General features: G+C 72.1%; 16 protein-coding genes. 9 read left to right on the forward strand and 7 right to left on the reverse strand.

What is annotated here, in order from left to right; all coding sequences use genetic code 11:
* The first annotated feature begins 93 nt into the window (after positions 1-93).
* Entirely contained in the window at positions 94-2019 is a 1926-nt protein-coding gene (locus tag BM076_RS24630; protein WP_093715875.1) for a TIGR03960 family B12-binding radical SAM protein, read from the forward strand.
* Between the two features lie 85 nt (positions 2020-2104).
* Here BM076_RS24630 and BM076_RS24635 read toward each other — a convergent pair whose 3' ends face one another.
* Positions 2105-5527, reverse strand: a complete 3423-nt coding sequence (locus tag BM076_RS24635; RefSeq protein WP_093715876.1) for a CARDB domain-containing protein — start codon at positions 5525-5527, stop codon at positions 2105-2107.
* A gap of 313 nt (positions 5528-5840) precedes the next feature.
* Entirely contained in the window at positions 5841-6599 is a 759-nt protein-coding gene (locus BM076_RS24640) for an SDR family NAD(P)-dependent oxidoreductase (RefSeq protein ID WP_093715877.1), read from the reverse strand.
* Between the two features lie 160 nt (positions 6600-6759).
* On the opposite strand from BM076_RS24640, the gene BM076_RS24645 reads away from it, so the two are divergent.
* Positions 6760-7350 (forward strand): TetR family transcriptional regulator, encoded by a 591-nt coding sequence (locus BM076_RS24645; RefSeq protein ID WP_093715878.1) that lies wholly within the window; start codon positions 6760-6762, stop codon positions 7348-7350.
* Between the two features lie 27 nt (positions 7351-7377).
* Here the strand turns inward: BM076_RS24645 and BM076_RS24650 are convergent, their stop codons facing one another.
* Both BM076_RS24650 and BM076_RS24655 read right to left on the reverse strand, forming a co-directional pair.
* Positions 7378-7953 carry a dihydrofolate reductase family protein gene (locus BM076_RS24650; protein WP_093715879.1) on the reverse strand — a complete coding sequence of 192 codons (576 nt, stop codon included), beginning with the start codon at positions 7951-7953 and terminating at the stop codon, positions 7378-7380.
* Between the two features lie 162 nt (positions 7954-8115).
* Positions 8116-9297 carry an ROK family transcriptional regulator gene (locus tag BM076_RS24655; RefSeq protein ID WP_093715880.1) on the reverse strand — a complete coding sequence of 394 codons (1182 nt, stop codon included), beginning with the start codon at positions 9295-9297 and terminating at the stop codon, positions 8116-8118.
* A gap of 158 nt (positions 9298-9455) precedes the next feature.
* On the opposite strand from BM076_RS24655, the gene BM076_RS24660 reads away from it, so the two are divergent.
* Both BM076_RS24660 and BM076_RS24665 read left to right on the forward strand, forming a co-directional pair.
* A complete protein-coding gene (locus tag BM076_RS24660; protein ID WP_093715881.1) occupies positions 9456-10910 on the forward strand; it encodes an APC family permease in 1455 nt (484 codons plus the stop codon).
* A gap of 31 nt (positions 10911-10941) precedes the next feature.
* Complete coding sequence (locus BM076_RS24665; protein ID WP_177246587.1) at positions 10942-12162, forward strand: hypothetical protein; 1221 nt, start codon at positions 10942-10944, stop codon at positions 12160-12162.
* A gap of 452 nt (positions 12163-12614) precedes the next feature.
* On the opposite strand, the gene BM076_RS24670 is transcribed toward BM076_RS24665, so the two are convergent.
* Positions 12615-15743 carry a phosphocholine-specific phospholipase C gene (locus BM076_RS24670; protein WP_177246588.1) on the reverse strand — a complete coding sequence of 1043 codons (3129 nt, stop codon included), beginning with the start codon at positions 15741-15743 and terminating at the stop codon, positions 12615-12617.
* A 361-nt stretch (positions 15744-16104) separates the two neighbouring features.
* On the opposite strand from BM076_RS24670, the gene BM076_RS24675 reads away from it, so the two are divergent.
* The 5 genes from BM076_RS24675 to obgE all read left to right on the forward strand — a co-directional run bounded on the left by BM076_RS24675 (position 16105) and on the right by obgE (position 23723).
* Entirely contained in the window at positions 16105-16878 is a 774-nt protein-coding gene (locus BM076_RS24675; RefSeq protein WP_093715883.1) for a TIGR03936 family radical SAM-associated protein, read from the forward strand.
* 217 nt (positions 16879-17095) lie between these two features.
* Positions 17096-21355: an Rne/Rng family ribonuclease gene (locus BM076_RS24680; protein ID WP_407640703.1), complete on the forward strand. Its 4260-nt coding sequence runs from the start codon at positions 17096-17098 to the stop codon at positions 21353-21355.
* Between the two features lie 180 nt (positions 21356-21535).
* The gene (rplU, locus tag BM076_RS24685; RefSeq protein WP_093715885.1) at positions 21536-21856 is read left to right on the forward strand and encodes a 50S ribosomal protein L21; all 321 of its coding nucleotides are present in this window, start codon (positions 21536-21538) and stop codon (positions 21854-21856) included.
* 14 nt (positions 21857-21870) lie between these two features.
* Positions 21871-22125 carry a 50S ribosomal protein L27 gene (gene rpmA / locus BM076_RS24690; protein WP_031514533.1) on the forward strand — a complete coding sequence of 85 codons (255 nt, stop codon included), beginning with the start codon at positions 21871-21873 and terminating at the stop codon, positions 22123-22125.
* A gap of 155 nt (positions 22126-22280) precedes the next feature.
* Positions 22281-23723 carry a GTPase ObgE gene (gene obgE, locus BM076_RS24695; protein WP_093715886.1) on the forward strand — a complete coding sequence of 481 codons (1443 nt, stop codon included), beginning with the start codon at positions 22281-22283 and terminating at the stop codon, positions 23721-23723.
* 6 nt (positions 23724-23729) lie between these two features.
* Here obgE and BM076_RS24700 read toward each other — a convergent pair whose 3' ends face one another.
* Positions 23730-24188, reverse strand: coding sequence for a GtrA family protein (locus BM076_RS24700; protein ID WP_093715927.1), 459 nt, complete (start codon positions 24186-24188; stop codon positions 23730-23732).
* A gap of 2 nt (positions 24189-24190) precedes the next feature.
* Positions 24191-25186 carry a glycosyltransferase family 2 protein gene (locus BM076_RS24705; protein ID WP_093715887.1) on the reverse strand — a complete coding sequence of 332 codons (996 nt, stop codon included), beginning with the start codon at positions 25184-25186 and terminating at the stop codon, positions 24191-24193.
* Between the last annotated feature and the right edge of the window lie 272 nt (positions 25187-25458).

The raw sequence follows: 25458 nt of genomic DNA on the forward strand, positions 1-25458 counted from the left end.
TGGTCCTTCCGCGATCCGGGTACTCTTGAGGGTCACCCACCTCCCGCGCCGCCCGGCCGGGGGCGCCCCAGCCGTCTGATGAAAGTCGCCGAGATGCCTGTCGAGTCGGTCTTCCCGCGCCTGGAAGCACTTCTCCCGCACGTCCAGAAGCCGATCCAGTACGTCGGCGGCGAGCTGAACTCCACCGTCAAGGACTGGGACGGCGCCGACGTCCGCTGGGCACTGATGTACCCGGACGCGTACGAGGTGGGCCTGCCCAACCAGGGCGTCATGATCCTCTACGAGGTGCTCAACGAGCGCGAGGGCGTCCTCGCCGAGCGCACGTACAGCGTGTGGCCCGACCTGGAAGCGCTGATGCGCGAGCACGGTGTGCCGCAGTTCACGGTCGACGCGCACCGCCCGGTCCGCGCCTTCGACGTGTTCGGCCTCAGCTTCTCCACCGAGCTGGGCTACACCAACATGCTCACCGCGCTCGACCTGTCCGGCATCCCGATGCTGGCCGCCGACCGTACGCTCGACGACCCGATCGTGCTGGCCGGCGGGCACGCCGCCTTCAACCCCGAGCCGATCGCCGACTTCATCGACGCGGCGGTCATCGGCGACGGCGAGCAGGCCGTGCTGGAGATGACCGAGGTCATCCGCGCGTGGAAGGCCGAGGGCCGGCCCGGCGGCCGGGACGAGGTGCTGCTGCGGCTGGCGAAGACCGGCGGGGTGTACGTACCGCGCTTCTACGACGTGGAGTATCTGGACGACGGCCGGATCGCCCGGGTCGTGCCCAACCGCAGCGGTGTGCCGTGGCGGGTGTCCAAGCACACCGTCATGGACCTCGACGAGTGGCCGTACCCGAAGCAGCCGCTGGTGCCGCTGGCCGAGACCGTGCACGAGCGGATGTCGGTGGAGATCTTCCGCGGCTGCACCCGAGGCTGCCGCTTCTGCCAGGCCGGCATGATCACCCGTCCGGTGCGCGAGCGCTCCATCACCGGCATCGGCGAGATGGTCGAGAAGGGCCTGAAGGCCACCGGCTTCGAGGAGGTCGGCCTGCTGTCGCTGTCCTCCGCCGACCACAGCGAGATCGCGGACGTCGCCAAGGGCCTCGCCGACCGGTACGAGGAGGACAAGATCGGCCTGTCCCTCCCGTCCACCCGCGTCGACGCCTTCAACATCGACCTGGCCAACGAGCTGACCCGCAACGGCCGCCGCTCCGGGCTCACCTTCGCCCCCGAGGGCGGCTCCGAGCGGATCCGCAAGGTCATCAACAAGATGGTCTCCGAAGAGGACCTGATCCGTACCGTCGCCACCGCCTACGGCAACGGCTGGCGGCAGGTGAAGCTCTACTTCATGTGCGGGCTGCCCACCGAGACCGACGAGGACGTCCTCCAGATCGCCGACATGGCCAAGCGCGTCATCGCCAAGGGCCGTGAGGTCACCGGGCAGAACGACATCCGCTGCACCGTCTCCATCGGCGGCTTCGTCCCCAAGCCGCACACCCCCTTCCAGTGGGCGCCGCAGCTCGGCGTCGAGGAGACCGACGCCCGCCTGGAGAAGCTGCGCGACGCCATCCGCGGCGACAAGAAGTACGGCCGCAACATCGGCTTCCGCTACCACGACGGCAAGCCCGGCATCATCGAGGGCCTGCTCTCCCGCGGCGACCGCCGGGTGGGCGCCGTGATCCGCGCCGTCTACGAGGACGGCGGCCGCTTCGACGGCTGGCGCGAGCACTTCTCCTACGACCGCTGGCTGCGCGCCGCCGAGACCGTACTCCCGGGCCTCGGCGTCGACCTCCCCTGGTACACCACCCGCGAGCGCACCGCCGAAGAAGTCCTCCCCTGGGACCACCTCGACTCCGGCCTCGACAAGGACTGGCTCTGGGAGGACTGGCAGGACGCCCTCGACGAGACCGAGGTCGAGGACTGCCGCTGGACCCCCTGCTTTGACTGTGGCGTCTGCCCCCAGATGGACACCCACATCCAGGTCGGCCCGACCGGGCAGAAGCTGCTGCCGCTGTCCGTGGTCAAGTAGCCGTCGCCCCAAGGCCCGTGGCCCGCGCACTCCTTTGAGGGAGGGCGCGGGCCACGGGGTTTTCAGGGGGGGGAGAACCTTGGGGCTACGAGCCGGTGATCGTGTATTGGGAGCCGGGCTCGATGAGGATGTTGCCCTCCGCGGAGTTGGTGATCGTCACGTGGGAGAGGGTGGCGTCGCCCCGGGCGCCGCCCTGGGCGCGGATGCCCGCGCCGTGGTTGGACTTGTCGATGGTGACATTGCTGATGGTGACGCCCGGCATGGTGCCGCCGCCCGTCTTGAACTGGATGCCGTCGTAGGTGGAGTCGGCGATGTCGGTGTCCCGGATGGTGACGCCGGTGATGTTGCTGGTGGAGGCGAACAGGGTGATCGCGCCGAATTTCTGCTGCTCGCCCCAGAAGACGCCGCCGCCGCGCTGGATGCCGTTGCTGGCGATCAGAGTCGTGCCGGAGAACGGCAGCGGATCGTGGTCGGTGGCCAGCATGATCGCCGGGTAGTTCATGGTGTCGTAGACGAGGTTGTTCTCGATGGTGTTGCCGTAACCGCCGTAGATCGCGAGGCCGTTGGCGCGCCAGGGCAGCTGGATGGTGTTGTTGACGAAGTGGTTGTCGTGCGCGACGTCGACGGACTGGTCCTTGACGTACTTGTTGGCCCAGACCGCCAGCGAGTCGTCGCCGGTGGTGCGGAAGGAGGAGTTGAAGACCTTCGAATTGCGGGTGCCGTTGGTGAAGTTGATCCCGTCGGCGTAGGTGTCGCGGATCCGCATGCCGCTGAATTCGAGGCCGTCGGCCGGGCCCCACAGGTCGGGGATGTTGTCGTAGTCGCGGCCGACCCAGACGCCGACGTTGGAGTGCTCGATCCACACATTGCTGATCTTGGTGTTCTTGCCGAACCGGCCGTTGAGGCCGACACCGCCCTCGGCGTTGCCGTCACCGCCGCGGATCCGCCCGGAACCGAAGATCGCGATGTCGGAGATCTGGGTGTTGTTGTCGATGTCGAAGCCGAAGTTGCCCTCGTGCGGGTGGTTGATGGTGCCCGCGTCCTGCGGCTGGATCAGCGAGTAGAGCTGCGAGTACCACATGCCGGCGCCGCGGATCGTGACGTTGCTGATGCCGACCTGGTTGTACTGGCCGCGGTGCAGCGGGTCCACGGTGAGGATCTTCTTCTCCTGCCGCCACTGGCCGGCCGGGATCCACACGCAGTTGATGACGCCGTTCTGGTCGTCGGTCACCGCCCGCTGGATGGCGTCGGTGTCCTCGATGCCGTCGTCCGGGACCGCCCCGTACTCGGTGATCGAGGTGCAGTCGGCGGGCTTGGTCTTCTGCGGCGCGACCTGCTCCAGGTCGATCAGGTCGATGATGTAGAAGGAGGCGGAGTCGCCCGCGTCCCGCTGGAGCCGGAATTTCGTGCCGGGCGGATAGGTGTCCGGCAGCAGCGCGTTGGACTCGTCGAAGAGCCTGCGGGCGTCGGCCTGCGGGGAGTTGGTGAGCGCCTCGGGGCCGTCGGTGTTGCCGTACAGCCAGCTGTGCACCGAGGACAGCGTGATCTTCCGGTTGAAGGTGTTGTTGATGTAGAGGCTGATGGTGGCGTCGATGCCGCCGCCGCTCGGGGCGTCCGGGATCGAGTTGCGCACCACGATCGAATTGCTGGGGTTGGTGGAGGTGAACTCCACGAACTGGCCGGTGGAGTTGAGCCGTACCGACTTGCGGCCCGAGGACTCGGTGGCGAAGTTGGTGTGGCCGAAGGTGCGCAGCGGGTCGGCCTCCAGCAGGGTGCCGTTGTAACTGGCGGCCTCCGCCTCGTACTCGGTGTACGGCAGCGCCGCGCCGCGGCCGACGACGATGGCGCGCGAGAAGGTGTTGTTGGTCTCGTTGGTCTCGGCGACCACGTCGGTGACGTCCGCGGTGGCGACGATGGTGGCGCCGCCGGAGGTGGCGGTCCAGGTGCCGGTGACGTTGACGGTCGTGGTGGCGCCCGCGGCGACCGCCGGGGTGCTGGTGTCGAGCGTGGTGCCGCCGACCGCGACGCGGGTGACGGTGGTGGCGCCGCTCGAGGTCGTGCCGCGGTTGTGCACGGAGACGGTGAAGGAGACCGCCGCGCCGACCGCGGGGCTCGCCGGGTTGGAGGTGACGTCCAGCACCTGGAGGTCGGGGCCCGGCGCCTGGGCGACGACGAGCTTGCCGGGCGCGGTGTAGCTGTTGTTGTCGTTGTTCTGCTCCACGACGGCGTCGGTCGGGTCGACGACCGCCGTCACCGTGTAGCTGCCGGTGGCGCGCTTGCCGACGGCGACCTGCACGGTGCTGGAGGCGCCGGCGGCGAGCGGGCCGACCGCGGCGCTGCCGGCGACGACCCCGCCGATGCTGATGTTGGCGGTGGTCGCGGGGGAGGCGGCGGAGCCGATGTTCTTGACCGTGGCGCTGACGGTGGTGGTGTCGCTCTCCACCGGCGCGGTGGGGCTCCAGGACAGCGCGGTGACGGTCAGGTCGGGGTTGGGCGCGGGGACGCCGACGACCTGGACCTCGGCGACCTGGCCGCCGGGGGCACCGGAGTTGGCGAAGAAGCCGAGCCGCAGATCGGCGACGCGTCCGGTGACCGGGATGCGCACCGCGTTCTGGTTGCCCGAGGGGCTGAAGGAGTAGTCCGCCCTGGCCTTGAGCGAGGTGAAGTCGGTCGCGTTCTGGCCGCGGCCGAGCACCTGGATGTTCTGGGTGCGCGGGCCCCACGCCTGGTCCGGGTTGAGCTTGACGACGACCGAGGTGATGTCGGCGTCGGCGCCGAGCTTGACGGTCAGCGTCGACGGGTAGCCGTTGGACTCCCAATAGGTGCCGCTCTGGCCGTCGTTGGCGTTGGCCGCGACGAACTGCTGCACGGACGAGGACGCTTCGACGGGCTTGCCGTGCGCGAGGTCGGTGCCGCTGCCGTCGCCGGGGTCGGTGCCGGGGTCGCCCGGATCACCCGGGTCGCCCGGGTCGCCCGGGTCGGTGACCGTGGTGCCGTGCACCTCGAACTCGGCGATCTGGGCGGCGGGCCAGCCGGTGTTGGCGGTGATGTTCAGCCGTACGTACCGGACGGCGGCCGGGCCGAAGTCGAGGGTAACGGTGTTGCCGGAGGCGGGGTTGAAGGTGCGGCCCTGGGCGGCGGACAGCGTGCTGAAGCTGCCGCCGTCGGTGCTGCCCTGCACCGAGAGCGTCTCGGTGCGCGTCTCCCAGCCGGCCGGCAGCTTGAGCACCACCTGGTCGACGTTCGCGCCGCTGCCGCCGAGGTCCACCTGGAGCCACTGCGGGAAGGCGTTGTTGGGGCCTTCCCAGTACGTGGCCTGGTTGCCGTCGGAGGCGGCCGACGCGGGGTAGCCGCCGGTGGCGCCACTGGCCGACGTGGCCTTGCCGAGGGCCAGGTTGGGGCGGTCGGCGGCGGACGCGCCGCCGGCCAGCGGCAGCAGCCCGGTGAGGAGGAGTCCTGCCGTGACCAGGCCGGTCAGCAGCCGGCGTCTGAGCTGTTTCCGTTTCATGTGTCCTCTGTTCAGTCGTGCGGGACCGAGCGGGGGGAGGGAGCGGAGAGCGGAAGCGAGCGGGGGTGCGGCGGGACGGCTCGCGGTACGGGTGCCTGCCGTGAAGTTGCAGGTTGATGCCAGGAATTGGGAGCTTGTTGACCTGTTTTTTGCGAATCACATGGTGCGATCGTGGCACTGGCTTGTCAACAGTTTTCACACGTCACTCGATTTATTGACCTGCGGGCGCATCCGCACAGCACAAAGGCGCCGACTCCCGCCTGGCGGACGGGAATCGGCGCCTCGCGGGTCGCTCGGGGGTCGGCGCCGCCGCTCAGCGCGGCGCGGGCGGGCGGACGGTGACGACCGTCCCCGACAGGTGGTTGGCCGCGTCGCTGCACAGGAACGTGACCAGGCCGACCAGGTCCTCCGGCGCCCCGATCCGGCCGCCCGGGTAGGTGGCCGCGGTCTTCTCGATCTGCTCCGCGGTGGCGACCTCCCGCATCCCCGGCGAGTCGGTGAGCCCCGGCGCGATCGCGACCGTACGGATGCCCTGGCCGACCAGCTCCACGTGCGTGACGGCCGACAGCATGTTCAGCGCGGCCTTGGAGCCGGAGTACGGCGCCCCGCCGGCCACCGCCTGCACCGCGGCGATGCTCGACATGTACACGATCCGGCCACCGCCGCCGCGGATCATCAGCGGCGCGAAGTGCTTGGTGGTCAGGAAGCCGCCGATCAGATTGGACCGCAGCACCCGCTCCAGCACGGCCACGTCCGTCCGCAGCACCGGCTGCGAACCGGGCATCCAGCCGGCGTTGTTGATCAGCGCGTCGACCCGCCCGAAGGCGGCGTCGACCTCCGCGGCGGCGGCGCCGACCTCCGCCTCGTCGCTCACGTCGGCCGCCAAGGCCAGCGCGGGCGGGGCGTCGGGGAGTGCCGCGATCTCCTCGACCACCGCCTGCGCCCGCGCCCGGTCCCGGGCGAGCACCGCGACCCGCGCGCCGTCGGCGGCGAGCCCCAGCGCCAGCGCGCGCCCGATGCCCTGCGCCGCGCCCGTGATCACGACGGCCTTGCCCGTGATGTCGATGTTCATGTGCCGCTGCCTTTCCCGACCCCGGGCGGCCCGCGCCCGGGGTCCTGCGTTCGGTGTCCCGCGTTCCGTTCCCAACTCCAACGTTGCGGTTGGAATTCCACTGTAACGCCGGCCGCCCCCGTCTCCAACCGGACCGTTGGAAACGGGTTACGCTGCCTCCATGGCATGGGACACGCAGGAGACCCGGCGGCGGCTCAAGGAGGCGGCGGTCGCCGAATTCGCCGAGCGCGGCCCGGCCGGTACGACGATGGCGCGGATCGCCGAGCGCGCCGGGATCAACAAGGAACGGCTCTACAACTACTTCGGCGACAAGCAGTCGCTGTTCGAGACGGTCCTCACCGACGAACTGGACAAGCTCGCCGCGGGCGTCGCGCTCGGCAACCCCGGCTACCAGGACATCGGCGAATTCGCCGGCCGCACCTTCGACTACCACGCCGACCACCCGGAGCTGGCCCGCCTCCTCCAGTGGGAGGGGCTCAGCGGCGGCCCGGTCGCCGACGAGGTGAACCGTACGGTCCACTACCAGGACAAGGTGCGGGCGGTCGCGGCGGCGCAGCGCGAGGGCGTGCTCGACGACGGGCTCGACCCCGCCCATCTGGTCTTCCTGCTGATCGCGCTGGCCGCCTGGTGGTTCTCGGTGCCGCAGCTCGCCGCGATGCTCACCGGCGCCGATCCGGACGCGCCCGAGGAGCGGGCCCGCCGCCGGGCGGGCGTGGTCGAGGCGGCGCGGCGGCTGGCGGCGCCGCGTTAGGGCCTGTCCGGGCGCGGGACGCGGGGCTCAGCGGGTGCTGTAGCGCAGCAGCACCACACCGTTGCCGAAAGTGCGGCTCTCGACCAGCACCAGGGCGCTGACGTCCATGGCGTCGGCGGTCGCGAAGCAGGGCGTGCCGCGGCCGATCAGCACCGGGTGGACGTAGATCCGGTACTCGTCGATCAGGCCGAGGTCGCGGAAGGCGCCGCTCACCTCCGCGCCGCCGACCACCAGGTCGCCACCCGGCTCGGCCAGCAGCGCGCGGATCTCGTCCGGGTCGATCTCGCGCTTGACGGTGGTGTGCCAGGCGGTGTGGGCCGCGGGGTCCAGGGTGCGGGAGTAGACGATCTTCGGCATCCCGCGCCAGATGCCGGCGAATTCGGCCATCCGCGGGTCGGCCTCCGGGTCCTTGTCGGCGGTCGGCCAGAAATCGGCCATCAGCTCATGGGTGACCCGGCCGTTGACGAAGGCGCCCGCGCCGGCGAGCTCGTCGTTGAAGTGCTGGTGCAGCTCCGCGTCGACCCGGTGCCAGTCGATCTCCCGGTCCGGGCCCTCCATGAAGCCGTCGAGGGACACCGACATCGACATGATGACCTTGCGCATGGCTCTCCTCACGGGACCGGCCCGCCGGACACCGTCGTCCGACGCGCAGGACGATACGCCGGGGGTACGACAGTGACCGCCGTACGACGCGGGGCCTGATCCAAACGGCGCCCGGCCGCTACGAGACTCGGCCCGTACGACGCCAGGCGCCGTACGAGAGCGCTACGCCGGTGGCGGCGCCGCGCGCCGCTCGAAGACCACGTCCCGCGCCGTGCCGAGCGCGGTCGCCACCGCGCCCAGCAGCACCGCGTCCTCGCCGAGCGCGCTCGCGGCGACCTTCGGCCGCAGCGGCGTCAGCCGCCGCAGTGTGTCGCCGACCGTGCGCAGCAGCAGGTCGGCGCTGTGGCCGACGCCGCCGCCGAGCACGACGAGATCCGGGTCGAGCACGGCGGCCACCGCCGCGACGGTGTGCGCCAGCCGTTCGCCCTCCTGCTGTACGGCGGCGACGGCCGCGGGATTCCCGGCGCGCGCGGCCTCGAAGACCGACTTCGCGGTGAGCGGCCCCGTCATCCCGAGGGCGTGCGCGGCGCGCACCACCGCTTCGGCCGAGACCGCGTCCTCCAGGGTGTCCGGTTCCGTACGGCCCGACAGCGGCAGGAAACCGATCTCGCCGGCGGCGCCGTGCGCCCCGGTGAAGGGCCGCCCGTCGGCGACGATGCCCATGCCGAGGCCGGTGCCGATCATGACGTAGACGAAGAGCCTGCTGCCCGCGCCGACGCCGAAGGTGTGCTCGCCGAGCGCCGCGAGATTCGCGTCGTTGTGCACCGCGAGCGGCACGCCCAGCTCGTCCCGCATCCGGTCGAAGAGCCCGGCGCGGCCCCAGCCCGGCAGGTGCAGCGCGTAGCGGACCCGGCGGGCCTGCGCGTCGTACACACCCGGCGTGCCGACCACCGCGTGCGCCACCTTGTCCGGCGCGACCCCGGAGTCCGCGACGACCCCGTGCGCGGTGGCCACCACCAGATCGGCCATCGCCCCCGACGTACGGGCCCGGTTGCGGACGTCAGCGCGCGCCACCAGCGCGCCGTCCAGATCGGCGAGCGCGACCCGCAGCCAGTCCCGGCCGATGTCGATGCCGAGCGCGTAACCGGCGGCCGGATCCGGTGCGTAGAGGACCGCGATCCGGCCGCGCTCGGGGGTGTGGGTGCCGGCCTCGCGGACCAGTCCGGCAGCGGCGAGCGCGGCCAGCGCGCTGGAGACGGTGGGCTTGGACAGGCCGGTCTCGCGGGCGAGTTGGGCGCGCGAGGCGGCGCCGCCGCGGAGCCGTTCCAGCAGCAGGCGCTCATTGGTGCTGCGCAGCCGCTGCTGGTTCCAGGGCTGGTCGGAGCCGCCGTCGCTGCTGGTCATACGGACATTCTCACGTATGTGCGAGGGAAGCGGGCGGGACCCCTTGACGGAGATAGTAAAGGAACTTAACTTGAGCGCGCCGAACCGGGGCAGACGTACCCGGTCGGGAATCCGCCACGTCCCGCCTGCCCGTCCCCACCCGCCCAGGGAGCCGCACCATGTCCGGAAGCCCTCCGCCCCCCGGTGGCTTCGTCCGCCGTATCGGCCTGTTCCAGGCCACCGCGATCAACATGAGCCAGATGTGCGGCATCGGACCCTTCGTCACGATCCCGCTGATGGTCGGCGCCTTCGGTGGCCCGCAGGCCGTCATCGGCTTCGTCGCGGGCGCCGTGCTCGCCCTCGCCGACGGCCTGATCTGGGCGGAGCTGGGCTCCTCGATGCCGGGGTCCGGCGGCAGTTACGTCTATCTGCGGCAGGCGTTCCAGTACCGCACCGGCAAGCTGATGCCGTTCCTGTTCGTATGGACGGCGATGCTCTTCATCCCGCTGATCATGTCGACCGGCGTCGTCGGATTCGTGCAGTATCTGGGCTATCTCGCGCCGGACATGGGGCAGACCACCGGCGACCTCGTCGGGCTCGGCATCATCCTCGGCGTGGTGCTGCTGCTGTGGCGCGGCATCGAGCACATCGCGCGGATCACCGCCGTGATGTGGGCGGTGATGATCGTCTCGGTGCTGCTGGTGATCGTCGCGGCGGCGAGCGACTTCTCCGGGCATCTGGCCTTCACCTACCCGCACGGGGCGTTCTCGCTGACCACCTCGCACTTCTGGACCGGGTTCGCGGCCGGCCTGACGATCGGCATCTACGACTACCTCGGCTACAACACCACCGCCTACATGGGCGCCGAGGTCAAGAACCCCGGCCGGGTGCTGCCGCGCTCCATCGTCTTCTCGATCCTCGGCATCATGGCGATCTACCTGCTGCTCCAGATCGGCACGCTCGGCGTCATCGACTGGCACCGGATGACCGACCCGGACGACATCGCCTCCACCTCCGTCGCCTCGGCCGTACTGGAGAAGACCTGGGGCAAGGGCGCGGCCGACACCGTCACGGTGCTGATCCTGATCACCGCCTTCGCCTCCGTCTTCACCGGACTGCTCGGCGGCTCCCGGGTGCCCTACGACGCCGCCCGCGAGCGGGTGTTCTTCCGGCCGTACGCCAAGCTGCACGCCCGGCACCGCTTCCCGGTCTGGGGCCTGGCCACGATGGGCGTGATCACCGCGATCGGCTTCCTGATCGGCCGGCACACCGACCTCGCGACGCTGATCCAGCTGCTCACCACCGTCATGATCATCGTCCAGTCGCTGGCCCAAGTCCTCGCCCTGACCGTGCTGCGCCGCCGCCAGCCGGGGCTGCGCCGCCCGTACCGGATGTGGCTCTACCCCGTGCCCGGCATCGTCGCGCTCGTCGGTTGGCTCGTCATCTACGGTTACGCGGACAGGAATTCGCCCGGCCGGCACCCCATCGAGTGGTCGCTTGCCTGGGTCGCGCTCGGCTGCGTCGCCTTCGCGCTGTGGTCCCGCTACGAGAAGGTCTGGCCCTTCGGTCCCAAGGAGATCTCCGAGGAGTATCTGACCGGTGCCGATCCGGACGCGGAGCCCGTCCCGGCCTGACACTCCCGAGCCCTACGGGTAGGTTCACCGGATGGCCATGGAACACCCGCGGGGGAGCGGTGCCGGAGGCGGCGACGGCTGCCTGACCGTCGCCGTACGGATGCCGGTCCGGATCGTCGCCTTCGCCGTCGTACTGCCGCTGCGTCTGCTCTGGGACGCGGTGGCCACGGCGGGGCGCGGCGCCGGCGCCGGTCTGCGCTGGACGTGGCGGCGGCTGCTGTTCCCGCCGCTGCGGGTGCTCGGCGTGGCGCTCGCGTGGCTGTGGCGCACCCTCGTGGTGATCCCGGTGGTCTTCCTGGCCCGCTATCTGGTGGCCGTGCCGCTGGTGGCGCTGTGGCGGTACGTGCTCGCCCCGGTGGGCCGCGGCATCGGTTGGGCGCTGCGGCAGAGCGGGCGCGGCTGCGGGTGGCTCTTCGCGCATCTGGTCGTGCTGCCGCTCGCGGCGCTGTGGCGGTACGTGCTGCTCCCCGTCGGCCGCGGCATCCGCGCCGCGCTTGCCGGACTCGGCAACGGCGCCTCCTGGCTGGGCCATTACCTGCTCGTCGTCCCGGCCCGCCTGCTCTGGCACTCCCTGCTCGTCCCGGTGACCGTCTTCCTCGTCCGCTACGTGGTGGCCGTGCCGCTGGTGGCGCTGTGGCGGTACGTGCTCGCCCCCGCCGGGCGCGGCATCGTATGGACGCTGCGGCAGACCGGGCGGGGCCTGGCCTGGCTGCTGGCGACGCTGGTCGTGCTGCCGCTCTCCTTCACGTGGCGGCGGATCGTCGTCCCCGTCACCCGGGAGATCGGCACCGCCCTCGGCTTCGCCTGGCGCGCAGCGGGCTATGTCTCGCGCGCCGTCGGGCGCGGCCTGAAGTGGCTGGTCCGGGTGACGGTCGTGGTCCCCGCCGCCTGGGTCTGGCGGTGGACCGGCGCGCCCGCGGTCCGCGCCCTGCGCGCGGCCGGCCGCTGGTACGGGCGCGCCGTCCACGCGCCCCTCAAGGAAGCCGTCGCCGAAGCCCGCCGCACCTTGCGGCAGTTGCGCGCCGAGACCCGCCGCGCCCTGTTCGGCGCCCCCACCTCCAAGCAGCTCCCGCCGCGCCGCCCCGGCGTCGAACCCGGCGCCTTCGGCCCGGCCCCCGAGCAGGACACGGCTGACGCCCTCCTCGCCGACGCCCCTGCCCCCACCCCCTTCCCGGCTCCGCGCCACCGCCGCCCCCAGAACCCGGACCTGTCCCCGGATCTCGCCAAGAGGCAGCCGCCGAGTCACCGTTGAGGCCGTGCGGCACCGTGCCGACTCCGGGCTTCGCCGAGCGCCGTGCGCCGAGCTGTCCTTGATGCCGTGGTGCGCCGGCCGGGTGGAGCCGCGGCTCGTGGCTCCGCTCGCCTTTCGCGGCGCGCGCCCGCCGCTCCCAGAACCCGGACCTGTCCCCGGATCTCGCCAAGAGGCAGCCGCCGAGCCACCGTTGAGGCCGTGCGGCACCGCCGCCCCCGGAACCCGGACCTGACCCCTGGCCCGTCCCCGGGCCTCGCGAAGAGGCGGCCGCCGAGCGACCGTTGAGGCCGTGCGGCACGGTGCCGACTCCGGGCTTCGCCGAGCGCCGTGCGCCGAGCTGTCCTCGACGCCGCGCCGCGTCGGCCGGGTGGAGCCGCGGCTCGTGGCGCCGCCCGGCCGGCGCGGCGGACGAGCGCCGGCCCGCCCGTCTTCCGCGCCGGAGGCGCTGAGTGTCAGTCGGTCACCGGCCGCGTGCCGAGCCGGATGTGGTCGATCGCCCAGTACCAGTTGTTGCCCGCGTTGAACATGCGGAATTTCAGGGTGACGGTGCGGGCGCCGGAGGGGACGTCGACGGTGCGGGTGACGAGCTGGTTCTCGGCGTCGTGGCCCGCGTTGTCGTTGCCGGTGGCCGCGCCGCTGTAGGTGAGCAGGACGGTCTCCTCGCCGGTGTCGAAGACGGCGCTGACGGTGGCGGTCTGCGGCGCCTCCTGGCGGTAGTGGGAGTCGAAACCGAGGTGCAGCACGGTGGCGCCGGCCGGGACGGGGACGGCGGGGGAGACCAGCGTGGAGTCGAACGTCCCCTTGCCCGACGGCGACCCGTGGTCGTCCCAGTCGTCGGGATCGGCGACCGCGATGATGCCGAGCGCCCGCGAGAAATTGCCGCGGTCCTGGCTGTCGGACGCGGTCCAGAACCGCTTGGTCATGAAGGTCCAGCCCTGCTCCTCCACGCTGCCCTGCGGCATGCCCGCCGCGTTCACCACGGACCAGCAGGCCGGCGCGGTCGCCGTCCAGCCGAGCACGTCGGCCGGTACCGGCAGCGTCACCGCCGGCTTCAACTGCCCGGCCAGTGACTCGAAGTCCTCGCCGAGCAGATAGCCGTCCATGGACGGCGCCGTACGCGCCGCCACCTCGCAGTCGGCGAGCGCCAGCCGGTTGCCCGCCGTGCCGCGCGCGGTGACCAGCACCCGGTGCGTGGTGTCCGACGGCAGAGCGGCGGGCGGGGTGACCTGCCACACCGCGGTCGCGGAGGCGCCCGCGGACAGCCGCGCCGGCGGCGCCGTCACCGTACGCACCTCCCATCCGGCCGGCACGACCGGTGCGGCCTCCAGCTTGGTGACCGCGACGGTCGCGGTGAGCACCGCGGTCACCGTGGACGGGCGGCCCGGCAGCACGACCGGCTCGTCGATCGCAGGCGACGCGGCCGACAGCCGTACCTCGGCGGTCAGCGCGTCCGGCGCGCCCATCGCCGGGTCGGTGACGCCCGGCCGGTGGTCCGCCACCTTGCCCGCGAACCGCCGCAGGAAGAACGGGTCGTCGGCGTCGGTGACGGCCACGTCGTACCAGCCGTCGTGGTCCACGCCCAGCGTGATCGACCGGGTGGCGCCGCCGCCGACCCGCATCTCGTGCACGCCGCCGCGGTAGGCGAGGTCGCCGATCCGGAAGGTGCGCGGGCCGCGCTCGTCGTTGCGCAGCTCGATCTCCAGGTGCCGGGCGACCGGGTCCTCGGTGAGCTGCGCCTCCAGCCGCGCCGCGCCGCCGCGGAAGTGCCACAGCGAACCGTTCGGGCCGTTGACCCGCAGGTCGTAGCCGTCGGCGTCGATCTGCCAGGCGTCGGAGAGCCGGTCACGGGCGCCGACGGTGAAGAACCGCGGCCTGCTCCCGGGCGCCGGATACGCGGCGAAGACCGCCGCCTGGGTGCCGAGATTGACGAAATCCAGCTCCAGCGAGGCACCGCGCACATGCGACCGCATCCGCAGCGCGTACGGGCTCGGGCGCGCCGCCCGGCTGCCGCGCTGCTGCACCGGCGGCACCTGCGGGCTCGGCACGGTCGGGGCCGGCAGCTTGCCGGAGTCGGTGACCTTCCGCCGGTTGCCGCTGGTGTCGGGCAGCGACGGCCACTTCGGCTCGTCGCCGGAGAAATCGAACACGGAAGTGAGGTCGCCGGTGACCGCGCGCCGCCACTCGCTGATGTTGGGCTCGCGCACCCCGAAGCGCTTCTCCAGGAATTTGATGACCGAGGTGTGGTCGTAGACCGTCGAGTCCACGACGCCGCCGCGCGTCCAGGGCGACGCCACGATCATCGGCACCCGGATGCCCAGGCCCAGCGGGAACGGCCCGGCGACCACGCTCTCCCCGGCGGGCAGCGTGTCCGACCAGGTCAGCGATCCGTCGGCCGCCTTGACGCGGTAGCGGCCGTCGTAGCCGACCACCCGGTGGTAGGTGCTGCCGGACTTGGTGACCCGTACGACGATCTCGCCGTCGGTGGACACCGTGGACTTGCCGCGGCCCGCGCCCATGGGCGGCACCGGCGGCAGCACATGGTCGAAGAAGCCGCCGTGCTCGTCGTAGTTCAGGATGAAGGCGGTCTTGGCGAAGACCGCCGGATGGTCGGCGAGCGCCGCCAGCAGCCGCGCGGTCAGGTCCTCGCCGTCCGGCGGCGCGTAACTGGCGTGCTCCGACAGCGCGGCGGGCGCCACCAGCCAGGACACCTGCGGCAGCGCGTCCGCGGCCACATCGGCGGCGAAGGCCGCCACCAGCGCGTCACCCATCGCCCACGGATCGCCCGCCTGCGCCGGGTCCCCGGCCCGCCGCATGCCCCGCTCGTACAGCGGCTCGCCCGGCTTGGCCCGGTGGAAGGGCGCGAACCAGGCGAGCGCGTTGTCGTCGAAATTCTCCTGCGCCTGATACGTCTTCCAGGAGATGCCCGCCGCCTCCAGGCGCTCGGCGTACGTCGTCCACTCGTAGCCGGCCGACGTCTCGGTGTTGTCGGTCACCGGGGTGTCGCGGACGGTGCCGCCGCTGGTGCCGGTCATGAAGTGCTCGCGGTTGGGGTTGGTGCTGGTCTCCATCGCCGCGTGGTAGTTGTCGCAGATGGTGAAGACCGAGGCCAGCGCGTTGTAGAAGGGCATGTCGGCGGGCTCGTAGTAGCCCTGGCCGAGCCAGCCGCCTCCGCGCCGGGTGACGTAGCCGTCCGCGAGTCCGTCGTTGCGGGCGTTCATCGAGTCGGTGAAGCCGAAGGCGGGCGCGCCCTGCTGGTACGCGTTGGTGTGCGCGGCGTTCATGGCGAAGGGCAGCAGATGGCCCTCGGCGCGGGACGGGTCGGGCTGCGCCCACACCGGACGGCCGTTGACCCCGCGCACCGCGGTGCGGTCGCCGTAGCCGCGCACGCCCTGCATCGTGCCGTAGTAGTGGTCGAAGGACCGGTTCTCCTGCATGAGGACGACGACGTGCGCGATGTCCTCAAGACTGCCGGGTCGCGCGGGCGCGGCCAGCGCGGTCCGCACGCTCATCGGCAGTGCGGACAGCAGGGCCGCGCCTGCGGCACTGCCGAGCAGCGTACGGCGGGACAGCTCTGGACTCATCGGGGTGACTCCTTTGATACGGGCGCCGGACCGGCTCCGATTTCGGTCCAGACCCGTTATGAATACGAGACCGTAGTGGCGCTGACCGGAGCCGCGGATGAACATCGGCGGAAGCCGTACTTATCCACAGGGGGTGGCCCGGTGCGGGAATGACGGGCGGGGCAGGGTTGCCTGCTGTGCGCCGGCTGTGTGCCCGCTTGTCCACAGGCCGCGGCCACGCGTCATCAGCAAGGCGCGACGCGGCGTAACCTTGGAAGGGACAACCGGGTCCCGACACGGACCCCCGGCACACGAAGTACGTACGAGGGACTGAACGACACTGGGCAAGCGACAGCCCGAAGGTCCGCCGCCCGCACCAACGGTGCAGCGCATCCGACTGCGCTACACCAAGCGCGGTCGCCTCCGGTTCACCAGCCACCGCGATTTCCAGCGTGCCTTCGAGCGGGCCCTGCGCCGCGCCGAGGTGCCGATGGCGTACTCGGCCGGCTTCACCCCGCACCCCAAGGTGTCGTACGCCAACGCCGCACCCACCGGCGTGGGCAGCGAGGCGGAGTATCTGGAGATCGGTCTCGCCCGCACCTGCGACCCCGAGCGGCTGCGGGTCCTGCTGGACGAGTCGCTGCCCGCCGGACTCGACATCATCGAGGCCGTCGAGGCCCGTACCTCGGGACTCGCCGAGCGCCTGGAGGCATCGGTCTGGCAGGTCCGCCTGGACGGGGTCGACCCGGACCGGGCACGGCAGGCCGTCGCGGCGTTCCTCGCCGCGGAGACCGTGGAAGTACAGCGCAGGACGAAGAACGGCATCAGGACGTTCGACACCCGCGGCGCCGTCACGCGCCTCGAAGTCGTCGACGCGGCGGGTGACGCGGGCGACGCGAACCTGTCCGAACAGGGTGCCAATGGGCCGCGGGACCGCGCTTGTGCGATACTGCGGCTGGTTGTGCGGCACCTGACACCTGCCGTACGGCCCGACGACGTACTGTCCGGCCTCGACGCGACGGCCGACCTCGCGCCGCCGGTCCCCGCAGCGGTGACCAGGCTGGCGCAGGGGCCGCTCGACGAGGAGTCCGGCACGGTCACCGACCCGCTCGCGCACGATCGCGACGCTGTGACGGTACCTGCCGGGTCCGCGTAGCCACGTTGTCACGCGTCGCCGACGCACCAGGGAGCCACCCGGGTCCGGCGGCGCAGACCACATGAGACTTTCGTCGACCCGCCGACGCGGGGCCGACGAGCGACACAGCAGTTCCCGTGCGGCGCCCGCGCCCCCGGACGGCGGTACCGCGACCAAGCGGCCGGCCGCCACCGGACCAGGGCGCGGCGCCCGGGAGCTCGACGGGAGCATGGCCCGAATGCCCGACCAGACCGACGCCAACGAACCCACCCCTGCTACGGACGCGGCCCCGCCGCGCCGCCGCCGCGCCGCGTCCCGCCCCGCGGGCCCGCCGGCCGGCGCGGGAGACGGTGCCGAGGCCGCCGCCTCCACCTCCACCTCCGAGGACGCGCCCGCGAGCCCGCGGCGCCGCGCCACCCGCAAGACGGCGGCGCCGGCCGCCGACACCACGGACGGCGGTACGCCGGACGTCGCCTCTGCCGACTCCTCCGGCGACGACGCCGCTCCGGCCCGTACGCGCCGCCGCGCCACCCGCAAGGTGGCCGCTCCGGCGGTCTCGGCGGACGAGGGCGGCGCTTCCGCCGACTCCGCCGCACCCGCCGACTCCGCCTCCGAGGAGGACGCGCCGGCCCGGACGCGCCGCCGCGCGACCCGCAAGGCCACCGCTCCGGCCGCGGAGACCGCCGAGGACGGCACCGCTGTCGACTCCGCCGCCCCCGCCGACGAGGCCGCGCCGGCCCGTACGCGCCGCCGTGCGACCCGCGCGGTCGCCGCACCGGCCCCCTCGGCCGAGGAGCCTACGGCGACCGACAGCACTGCCTCCGACGACGACGCCGCGCCCGCCCGTACCCGCCGCCGTGCGACCCGCTCGGTCGCGGCTCCGGCGCCCGCCGCCGAGGAGACCGCTGCCGCCGATGCGGCCGAATCCGCCGACGATGCCGCCCCCGCCCGTACCCGCCGCCGCGCCACCCGCAAGGTCGCCGCTCCGGCGGCCTCGACGGACGAGGCCGCGGCGGACACCGCCGACTCCGCGTCCACCGCTGACGATGCCGCCCCCGCCCGTACGCGCCGTCGCGCCACGCGCAAGGTCGCCGCTCCCGCGGTCTCCGCGGACGAGGCGCCGGACACCACCGCGACGCCCGGCGCGGAAGGCACCGACACCGCCGACAGCACGGACGCCGCCGCCCCGGCCCGTACCCGCCGCCGCGCCACGCGCGAGGTCGCCGCGCCGGAGACCCCGGCCGCCGGGGCCGGCGCCGACACCACCGCCTCCAACGGCGGCGGCGCCGGAACGCGGCGCGGGCGGAAGCGGGCCGCGGGGGCGCCGGTGGCGACCTTCTCCGCGGGCGACGGGTCCCGGCGGCTCAAGCCCGGCTCGCTGGCGCCCCGCGAGGAGACGGCCGCCGCGACCGAGGAGGCCGAAGGCGCCGACGCGGCCGAGGAGCGGTTCGAGTACACCGGCAAGGCGCTGCGGGACGGCGATGGATGGGGCGTCGAGGTCGATGACGCCTACGAGATCCGGGGCTACGGCAGCACGCTGAAGGAGGCGAACGCGCAGGCGGTGACCGCCCTGGCGGAGGCGTTCGGGATCCCGGCCGAGGCGATCACGCTGGAGGTCAGGACCGAGGAGCCGACCGGTCGCGGCCGGCGCCGGGCGACGCGTCCCGCCGTGGCCGTCTTCCAGCCGCCGGTGTTCCAGGCGCCGACCGCCGAGCCGGAGCCCGCCGTCGAGGTGGCCGAGGCCGACGCCGACGACGAGGCCGAGGCCGGACCCGAGGAGCGGGAGAGCGGCCCGCGCCGCCGTCGCCGCCGCCGGGGCGGCGCCGCCCCCACCGCCGAGCCGGTCGTCGCGGACGACAAGGACGAGCCCGCCGCCGAGGACGAAGCGGGTACGGAGTCCGACGCGGACGCCGAGAGCGAGCACGACGGCGACGAGCGCCCCTCGCGCCGGCGCCGCCGCGGCGGCCGCCGCCGTCGCAGGGGCGAGTCCGGCGAGCACGAGGACACCGCGTCCGGCGACGACGAGGACGAGGCGCAGGACGGCCAGGACGGCGACGACGAGGACGAGTCCGCCGACGAGGCGTCGCACGACGACGAGCACACCTCGGGCAGCAGCTCCAGCCGCCGTCGCCGGCGCCGCCGCCGTCGCGGTTCCGACGCGGGCGGCGACGACAGCGCGTCCGGCGACGACCCGGAGCGCACGGTCGTCAAGGTCCGCGAGCCGCGCCCGAAGCTGGAGGGCGGCACCGGCGCCGACGAGGTGCAGTCCATCAAGGGCTCCACCCGGCTGGAGGCCAAGAAGCAGCGCCGCCGCGAGGGCCGCGAGCAGGGGCGCCGCCGCGTGCCGATCATCACCGAGGCCGAGTTCCTGGCCCGCCGTGAGGCGGTCGAGCGCGTCATGGTGGTGCGGCAGAACGGCGAGCGCACCCAGATCGGCGTGCTGGAGGACAACGTCCTCGTCGAGCACTACGTCAACAAGGAACAGGCCACCAGCTACGTCGGCAACGTCTACCTGGGCAAGGTGCAGAACGTCCTGCCGTCCATGGAGGCCGCCTTCGTCGACATCGGCAAGGGCCGCAACGCGGTGCTGTACGCCGGTGAGGTCAACTTCGAGGCGCTCGGCATGGGCAACGGCCCGCGCCGTATCGAGTCCGCCCTCAAGTCCGGCCAGCCGGTGCTCGTCCAGGTCACCAAGGACCCGATCGGCCACAAGGGCGCCCGGCTGACCAGCCAGGTGTCGCTGCCCGGCCGCTATCTGGTGTACGTGCCCGAGGGCTCGATGACCGGCATCAGCCGCAAGCTCCCGGACACCGAGCGGGCCCGGCTGAAGACCATCCTCAAGAAGATCGTCCCCGAGGACGCGGGCGTCATCGTCCGCACCGCCGCCGAGGGCGCCAGCGAGGACGAGCTGCGCCGCGACGTCGAGCGCCTCCAGGCGCAGTGGGAGGACATCCAGAAGAAGGCCAAGAGCGGCAACGCGCCGACGCTGCTCTACGGCGAGCCGGACATGACCGTCCGGGTCGTCCGCGACATCTTCAACGAGGACTTCTCGAAGGTCATCGTCAGCGGCGACGAGGCGTGGAGCACGATCCACGAGTACGTCACGCACGTCGCGCCCGACCTGGCGGACCGGCTGTCGCGCTGGACCTCGGAGATCGACGTCTTCGCGACGTACCGGATCGACGAGCAGCTGCTGAAGGCGCTGGACCGCAAGGTGTGGCTGCCGTCCGGCGGTTCGCTGGTGATCGACAAGACCGAGGCGATGGTCGTGGTCGACGTCAACACCGGCAAGTTCACCGGGCAGGGCGGCAACCTCGAGGAGACCGTCACCCGCAACAACCTGGAGGCGGCCGAGGAGATCGTCCGCCAGCTGCGGCTGCGGGACCTCGGCGGCATCGTCGTCATCGACTTCATCGACATGGTGCTGGAGTCCAACCGCGACCTGGTGATGCGGCGGCTGCTGGAGTGCCTGGGCCGGGACCGGACCAAGCACCAGGTGGCCGAGGTCACCTCGCTCGGCCTGGTGCAGATGACCCGCAAGCGGGTCGGCCAGGGTCTGCTGGAGTCCTTCTCCGAGACCTGCGTGCACTGCAACGGGCGCGGCGTCATCGTCCACATGGACCAGGCGACCACCAGTGGCGGCGGTGGCGGCAAGCGCAAGCGGCGCGGCAAGTCCGGCAACGGCGGCGGCGCGGGCGACAGCCACGAGCACGAGCACGTGCTGGAGTCGGACGACACCGAGACCGACACCGGTTCCGTCGACCCTGTCGACGAGCTGCCCGAGCTGGAGCCGATCGAGGTCGGCGAGGCCGACCTGGTGCCGGCCGTCGGCGACCCCGAGGAGGAGTGGTTCGGCACGGCGGCGGAGGCCGAGGCCGCAGCCTCGGGCGGCCGTCGTTCCCGGCGGCGCGGCGCCCGCAAGGCGACCGCTCCCGCGGGCGCGCCGCCCGCCGCGGACCACGAGCCGGAGCCGGCCGTCGTGGTCGTCCCGGTCAGCGAGCCCGTCGCGGAGGCGGAGGCGGCCGCCGAGACCGTGGCCGCCGAGACGGCCGCCGCGCCCGAGTCCGCGGCGCCCGTACGCACCCGGCGGCGCGCGACCCGCAAGGTGACCGCTCCCGCGGGTTCCCCGGCGACGACCGAGGAGGCCGCCGTGGTGGTGGTGTCGGCCGAGCAGCCGGCCGCGCCCGCGATCGCCGAGGCCCCCGAGCCCGAGGTCTCCACCGAGCCCCCGGCCCGCGCCCGGCGCCGCGCCACCCGCAAGGTGACCGCGCCCGCCGGATCGCCGTCCGGCGCCGAGGAGGCCGCCGTCGTGGTGGTGGCCGCCCCGGCCGAGACGGAGTCCGCCGACGCGGAGCCCAAGAAGCGGGCGCCGCGCAAGGCCGCCGCGAAGAAGACGGCGACGAAGAAGGCCGCGGTCAAGAAGACCGCGGCCAAGAAGACGGCCGCGAAGAAGACGACGAAGAAGGCCGCCACGAAGTCCGCGGCCCCCGCGGAGTAGCCGGTCGCGTCCTCCCCGGGCGGATTTGACCCGGGGAGGACGGCCTCCGTACTCTTGACCTTCGGCGTTTGTGCGCCCACTTCTGAGCAATTTCCTCCCGGCCCGCCGGGAGAGGCCGCCGCTTCGTGCGGGCCGGCTGGCATCAGGGGTTCCGACTTGAGCAAAGAGAGTGAGATCCGCGTGTACGCAATCGTGCGTAGCGGTGGCCGTCAGCACAAGGTGGCTGTCGGCGACATCGTCGAGGTTGACAAGATTCCCACGGGCAAGGTGGGCGACGCGGTCGAGCTCTCGACGCTGCTCGTCGTCGACGGGGACGCCGTCACCAGTGACCCGTGGGTGCTGGCCGGTGTGAAGGTCGCGGCCGAGATCGTGGACCACCACAAGGGCCAGAAGATCGACATCCTGCGCTACAAGAACAAGACCGGCTACCGCCGTCGCCAGGGTCACCGCCAGCAGTACACGGCGCTGAAGATCACCGGCATCCCCACGGCTGCGAAGTAAGGGACTGAGGAGAGATGGCACACAAGAAGGGCGCATCGTCCACTCGGAACGGTCGCGACTCCAACGCTCAGCGGCTCGGCGTCAAGCGCTTCGGCGGCCAGGTCGTCAACGCCGGTGAGATCATCGTCCGCCAGCGCGGCACGCACTTCCACCCCGGCTCCGGCGTCGGCATCGGCAAGGACGACACGCTGTTCGCGCTGTCCGCCGGTGCGGTCGAGTTCGGCACCAAGCGCGGGCGTCGCGTCGTGAACATCGTTCCGGCCGCCTGATCCAGGCACCGTAGAACGGCACAGCTTCACCTCCGAGGGCGGACCTCGCTTCCTGGTCACGGGAAGCGAGGCCGCCCTCGGCGTGTTACAACGCGGGAAGCATCGCTCATACCCGTATGCACCCGTACCGACCCGTACGTATCTGGAGGAATGCCATGACCACCTTCGTGGACCGCGTCGAGCTGCATGTCGCCGCGGGTAACGGAGGCCACGGCTGCGCCTCCGTGCACCGGGAGAAGTTCAAGCCGCTGGGCGGCCCCGACGGGGGCAACGGGGGCCGCGGCGGCGATGTGATCCTGGTCGTCGACCAGGACGTCACGACGCTGCTCGACTACCACCACAGCCCGCACCGCAAGGCGACCAACGGCAAGCCGGGCGAGGGCGGCAACCGGTCCGGCAAGGACGGTACGGATCTGGTGCTGCCGGTGCCGGACGGCACGGTGGTGCAGGACAAGGACGGCAACGTACTGGCCGACCTCGTCGGCCAGGGCACCAGCTTCATCGCGGGCCAGGGCGGTCGGGGGGGCCTGGGCAACGCGGCACTGGCGTCGGCCCGCCGCAAGGCGCCCGGCTTCGCGCTGCTCGGCGAGCCCGGGATCGCCCGGGACATCGTGCTGGAGCTGAAGACGGTCGCCGATGTGGCGCTGGTCGGCTACCCGAGCGCGGGCAAGTCCTCGCTGATCTCGGTGCTTTCGGCGGCGAAGCCGAAGATCGCCGACTATCCGTTCACCACGCTGGTGCCCAACCTCGGCGTGGTGACGGCCGGTTCGACCGTCTACACGATCGCGGACGTGCCCGGGCTGATCCCCGGCGCCAGCCAGGGCAAGGGCCTCGGCCTGGAGTTCCTGCGGCACGTCGAGCGGTGCTCGGTGCTGGTGCACGTGCTGGACACCGCGACGCTGGAGTCCGACCGCGACCCGGCGAGCGACCTCGACGTCATCGAGGCGGAGCTGCGCGCGTACGGCAACGGCCTGGAGGACCGGCCGCGGCTGGTCGTGCTCAACAAGGTGGACGTGCCCGACGGGCGTGACCTCGCCGAGATGATCAGGCCGGAGCTTGAGGGTCGCGGCTACCAGGTCTTCGAGGTGTCCGCCGTCTCCCACGAGGGGCTGCGCGAGCTGTCGTTCGCGCTGGCGAAGATCGTCGCCGAGACGCGGGCGGCCAAGCCCGTCGAGGAGTCCACCCGGGTCGTCATCCGCCCGCAGGCCGTCGACGACGCCGGTTTCACCGTCGCCCGCGACGGCGAGAGCCTCTACCGCGTTCACGGTGAGAAGCCCGAGCGCTGGGTCCGCCAGACCGACTTCTCCAACGACGAGGCCGTCGGCTACCTCGCCGACCGCCTCAACCGCCTCGGCGTCGAGGAGGCCCTGACGAAGGCCGGCGCCAAGCCCGGCGACGCCGTCGCCATCGGCCCCGACGACGACGCGGTCGTCTTCGACTGGGAGCCCACCATGGCCGCCGGCGCCGAGATGCTCGGCCGCCGCGGCGAGGACCACCGCTTCGAGGCCCCCCGCCCGGCCGTCACCCGCCGCCGCGACAAGCAGGCCGAACGCGACGAGGCCGAGCAGGAGTTCCGGGGCTTCGACCCCTTCAGCTAGAACCGGCTAGCGCGAGGCGCGCAGGGGCGGTGCGGGCTGCGGCTCGGCCGCCCCTGCCTCCGCTGGTGCCGTGTCGGTGCCCGCTGTCGGGACCAGGATGCGGCGGGAGAGCAGGTACGTGAAGGGGATGGCGGCGGCTGCGGCCGCCAGGGGGGCGATCTTGTCGTTCATGCCCGCCCATTCGACCAGGGCGTAGACGCCGACGCTGGTCACCACGTAATTGGTGAGGTTGGTCAGCGGGAAGAGCAGGAATTTCCGCCAGGTCGGCCGGGTCCGGTACGTGAAGTACGTGTTCAGGAAGAACGAGCCGATCATGCTGAGCACAAAAGCCAGCGTGTACGCCGCGAAGTACGGCATCCACGGATGCAGCGCCAGATAGAAACCGTAGAAAGTCGCCGTGTTCACCCCGCCCACCAGGGCGAACCGAACGATCTGCAGCAATTGCGGGGAACGGGCGCCTGCCAGGGTCAACGGATCTCCATCCGGGGCAGCGTCGCGCTCGTCGCACCCGTGCCGCTCTGCTCACTCACCCCGAAGGCCCGCGGCGCGTTCGTCTCCTTGACCAGGAAGTGCGGCCGCCGCTTCGTCTCGTAATAGATACGCCCGATGTACTCGCCGATCAAGCCGAGCATGAGCATCTGGATGCCGCCGAGCCCGACGATCGCCACGAGCAGCGTGACGTAACCGGGCGCGTCGGGCCCCTGGATCATCGCCATGACCGTCACCGTCACCGCGTACGCCGCGGCGACCGCGCTGAGCGCGAGCCCAGCGTAGATCGCCACCCGCAGCGGCCGGTTGTTGAACGAGATCAGCCCGTCCATGCCGTAGTTGACCAGCGCCCCGAAGCGCCACTTCGTCTCGCCCGCCTCGCGCGCCGCGTTGCGGTAGTCGAAGGTCACGGTGTCGAAGCCGATCCAGGAGAACAGCCCCTTGGAGAACCGGTTGTACTCCGGCATCTCCAGCAGCGCGTCCACCGCCCGCCGCGACAGCAGCCGGAAGTCGCCGACGCCGTCGGTCAGTTCGACGTCCACCCACTTGTTGATCATCCGGTAGTACATCCGGCTGACCGCCGACCGCACCTTCTTGTCGCCCTCGCGGGTGCGCCGCGCGATCACCTGGTCGTGCCCGGCCCGGTGCAGCTCGATCATCCGGCCGATCAGCTCCGGCGGGTGCTGGAGGTCGGCGTCCATCACGACCACCGCGTCGCCCGTGGTCTCCCGGAGCCCGGCGAGGATGCCCGCCTCCTTGCCGAAATTCCGGCTGAAGGACACATAGCGCGTGCTCGCCTCGCGGTTCTCGGCCAGCGCCCGCAGCCGCTCCAGCGTGTTGTCGGAACTGCCGTCGTCCACGTAACACAGCTCGTAATCGACGGAGAGCGCCGAGAGGGTCTCCCGGATGCGTACGTCGAAGAGTTCGATCACGGCCTCTTCGTTGTAGCAGGGAACTACGATCGACAGTCGCATGAGATCACTTTCGGCGCCGTACGCGGATGCGGGCGGGTGCGGGCCGGCGGCGCGGAGCCGTACGCGTTCGCGCAGATGTCCGCCACGTGGTCCCGCACGTGTCTGCGTCAGCGTAGGACGACCTGTGGCTCTGCTTTGGGCAGCAAAGCGCGGGTTGCCGAGAGTTCGGCGAAGAGCCCGCACCGCTCAATAAAAAATTCACCCAATGACGGGCAACCGAATTCGCCTAAACACACTGCGCGCCACTTCATGAGGGGGCTTGCGTTCATGCG

The sequence above is a fragment of the Actinacidiphila alni genome (genome assembly GCF_900112845.1).
GTDB lineage: Bacteria > Actinomycetota > Actinomycetes > Streptomycetales > Streptomycetaceae > Actinacidiphila > Actinacidiphila alni.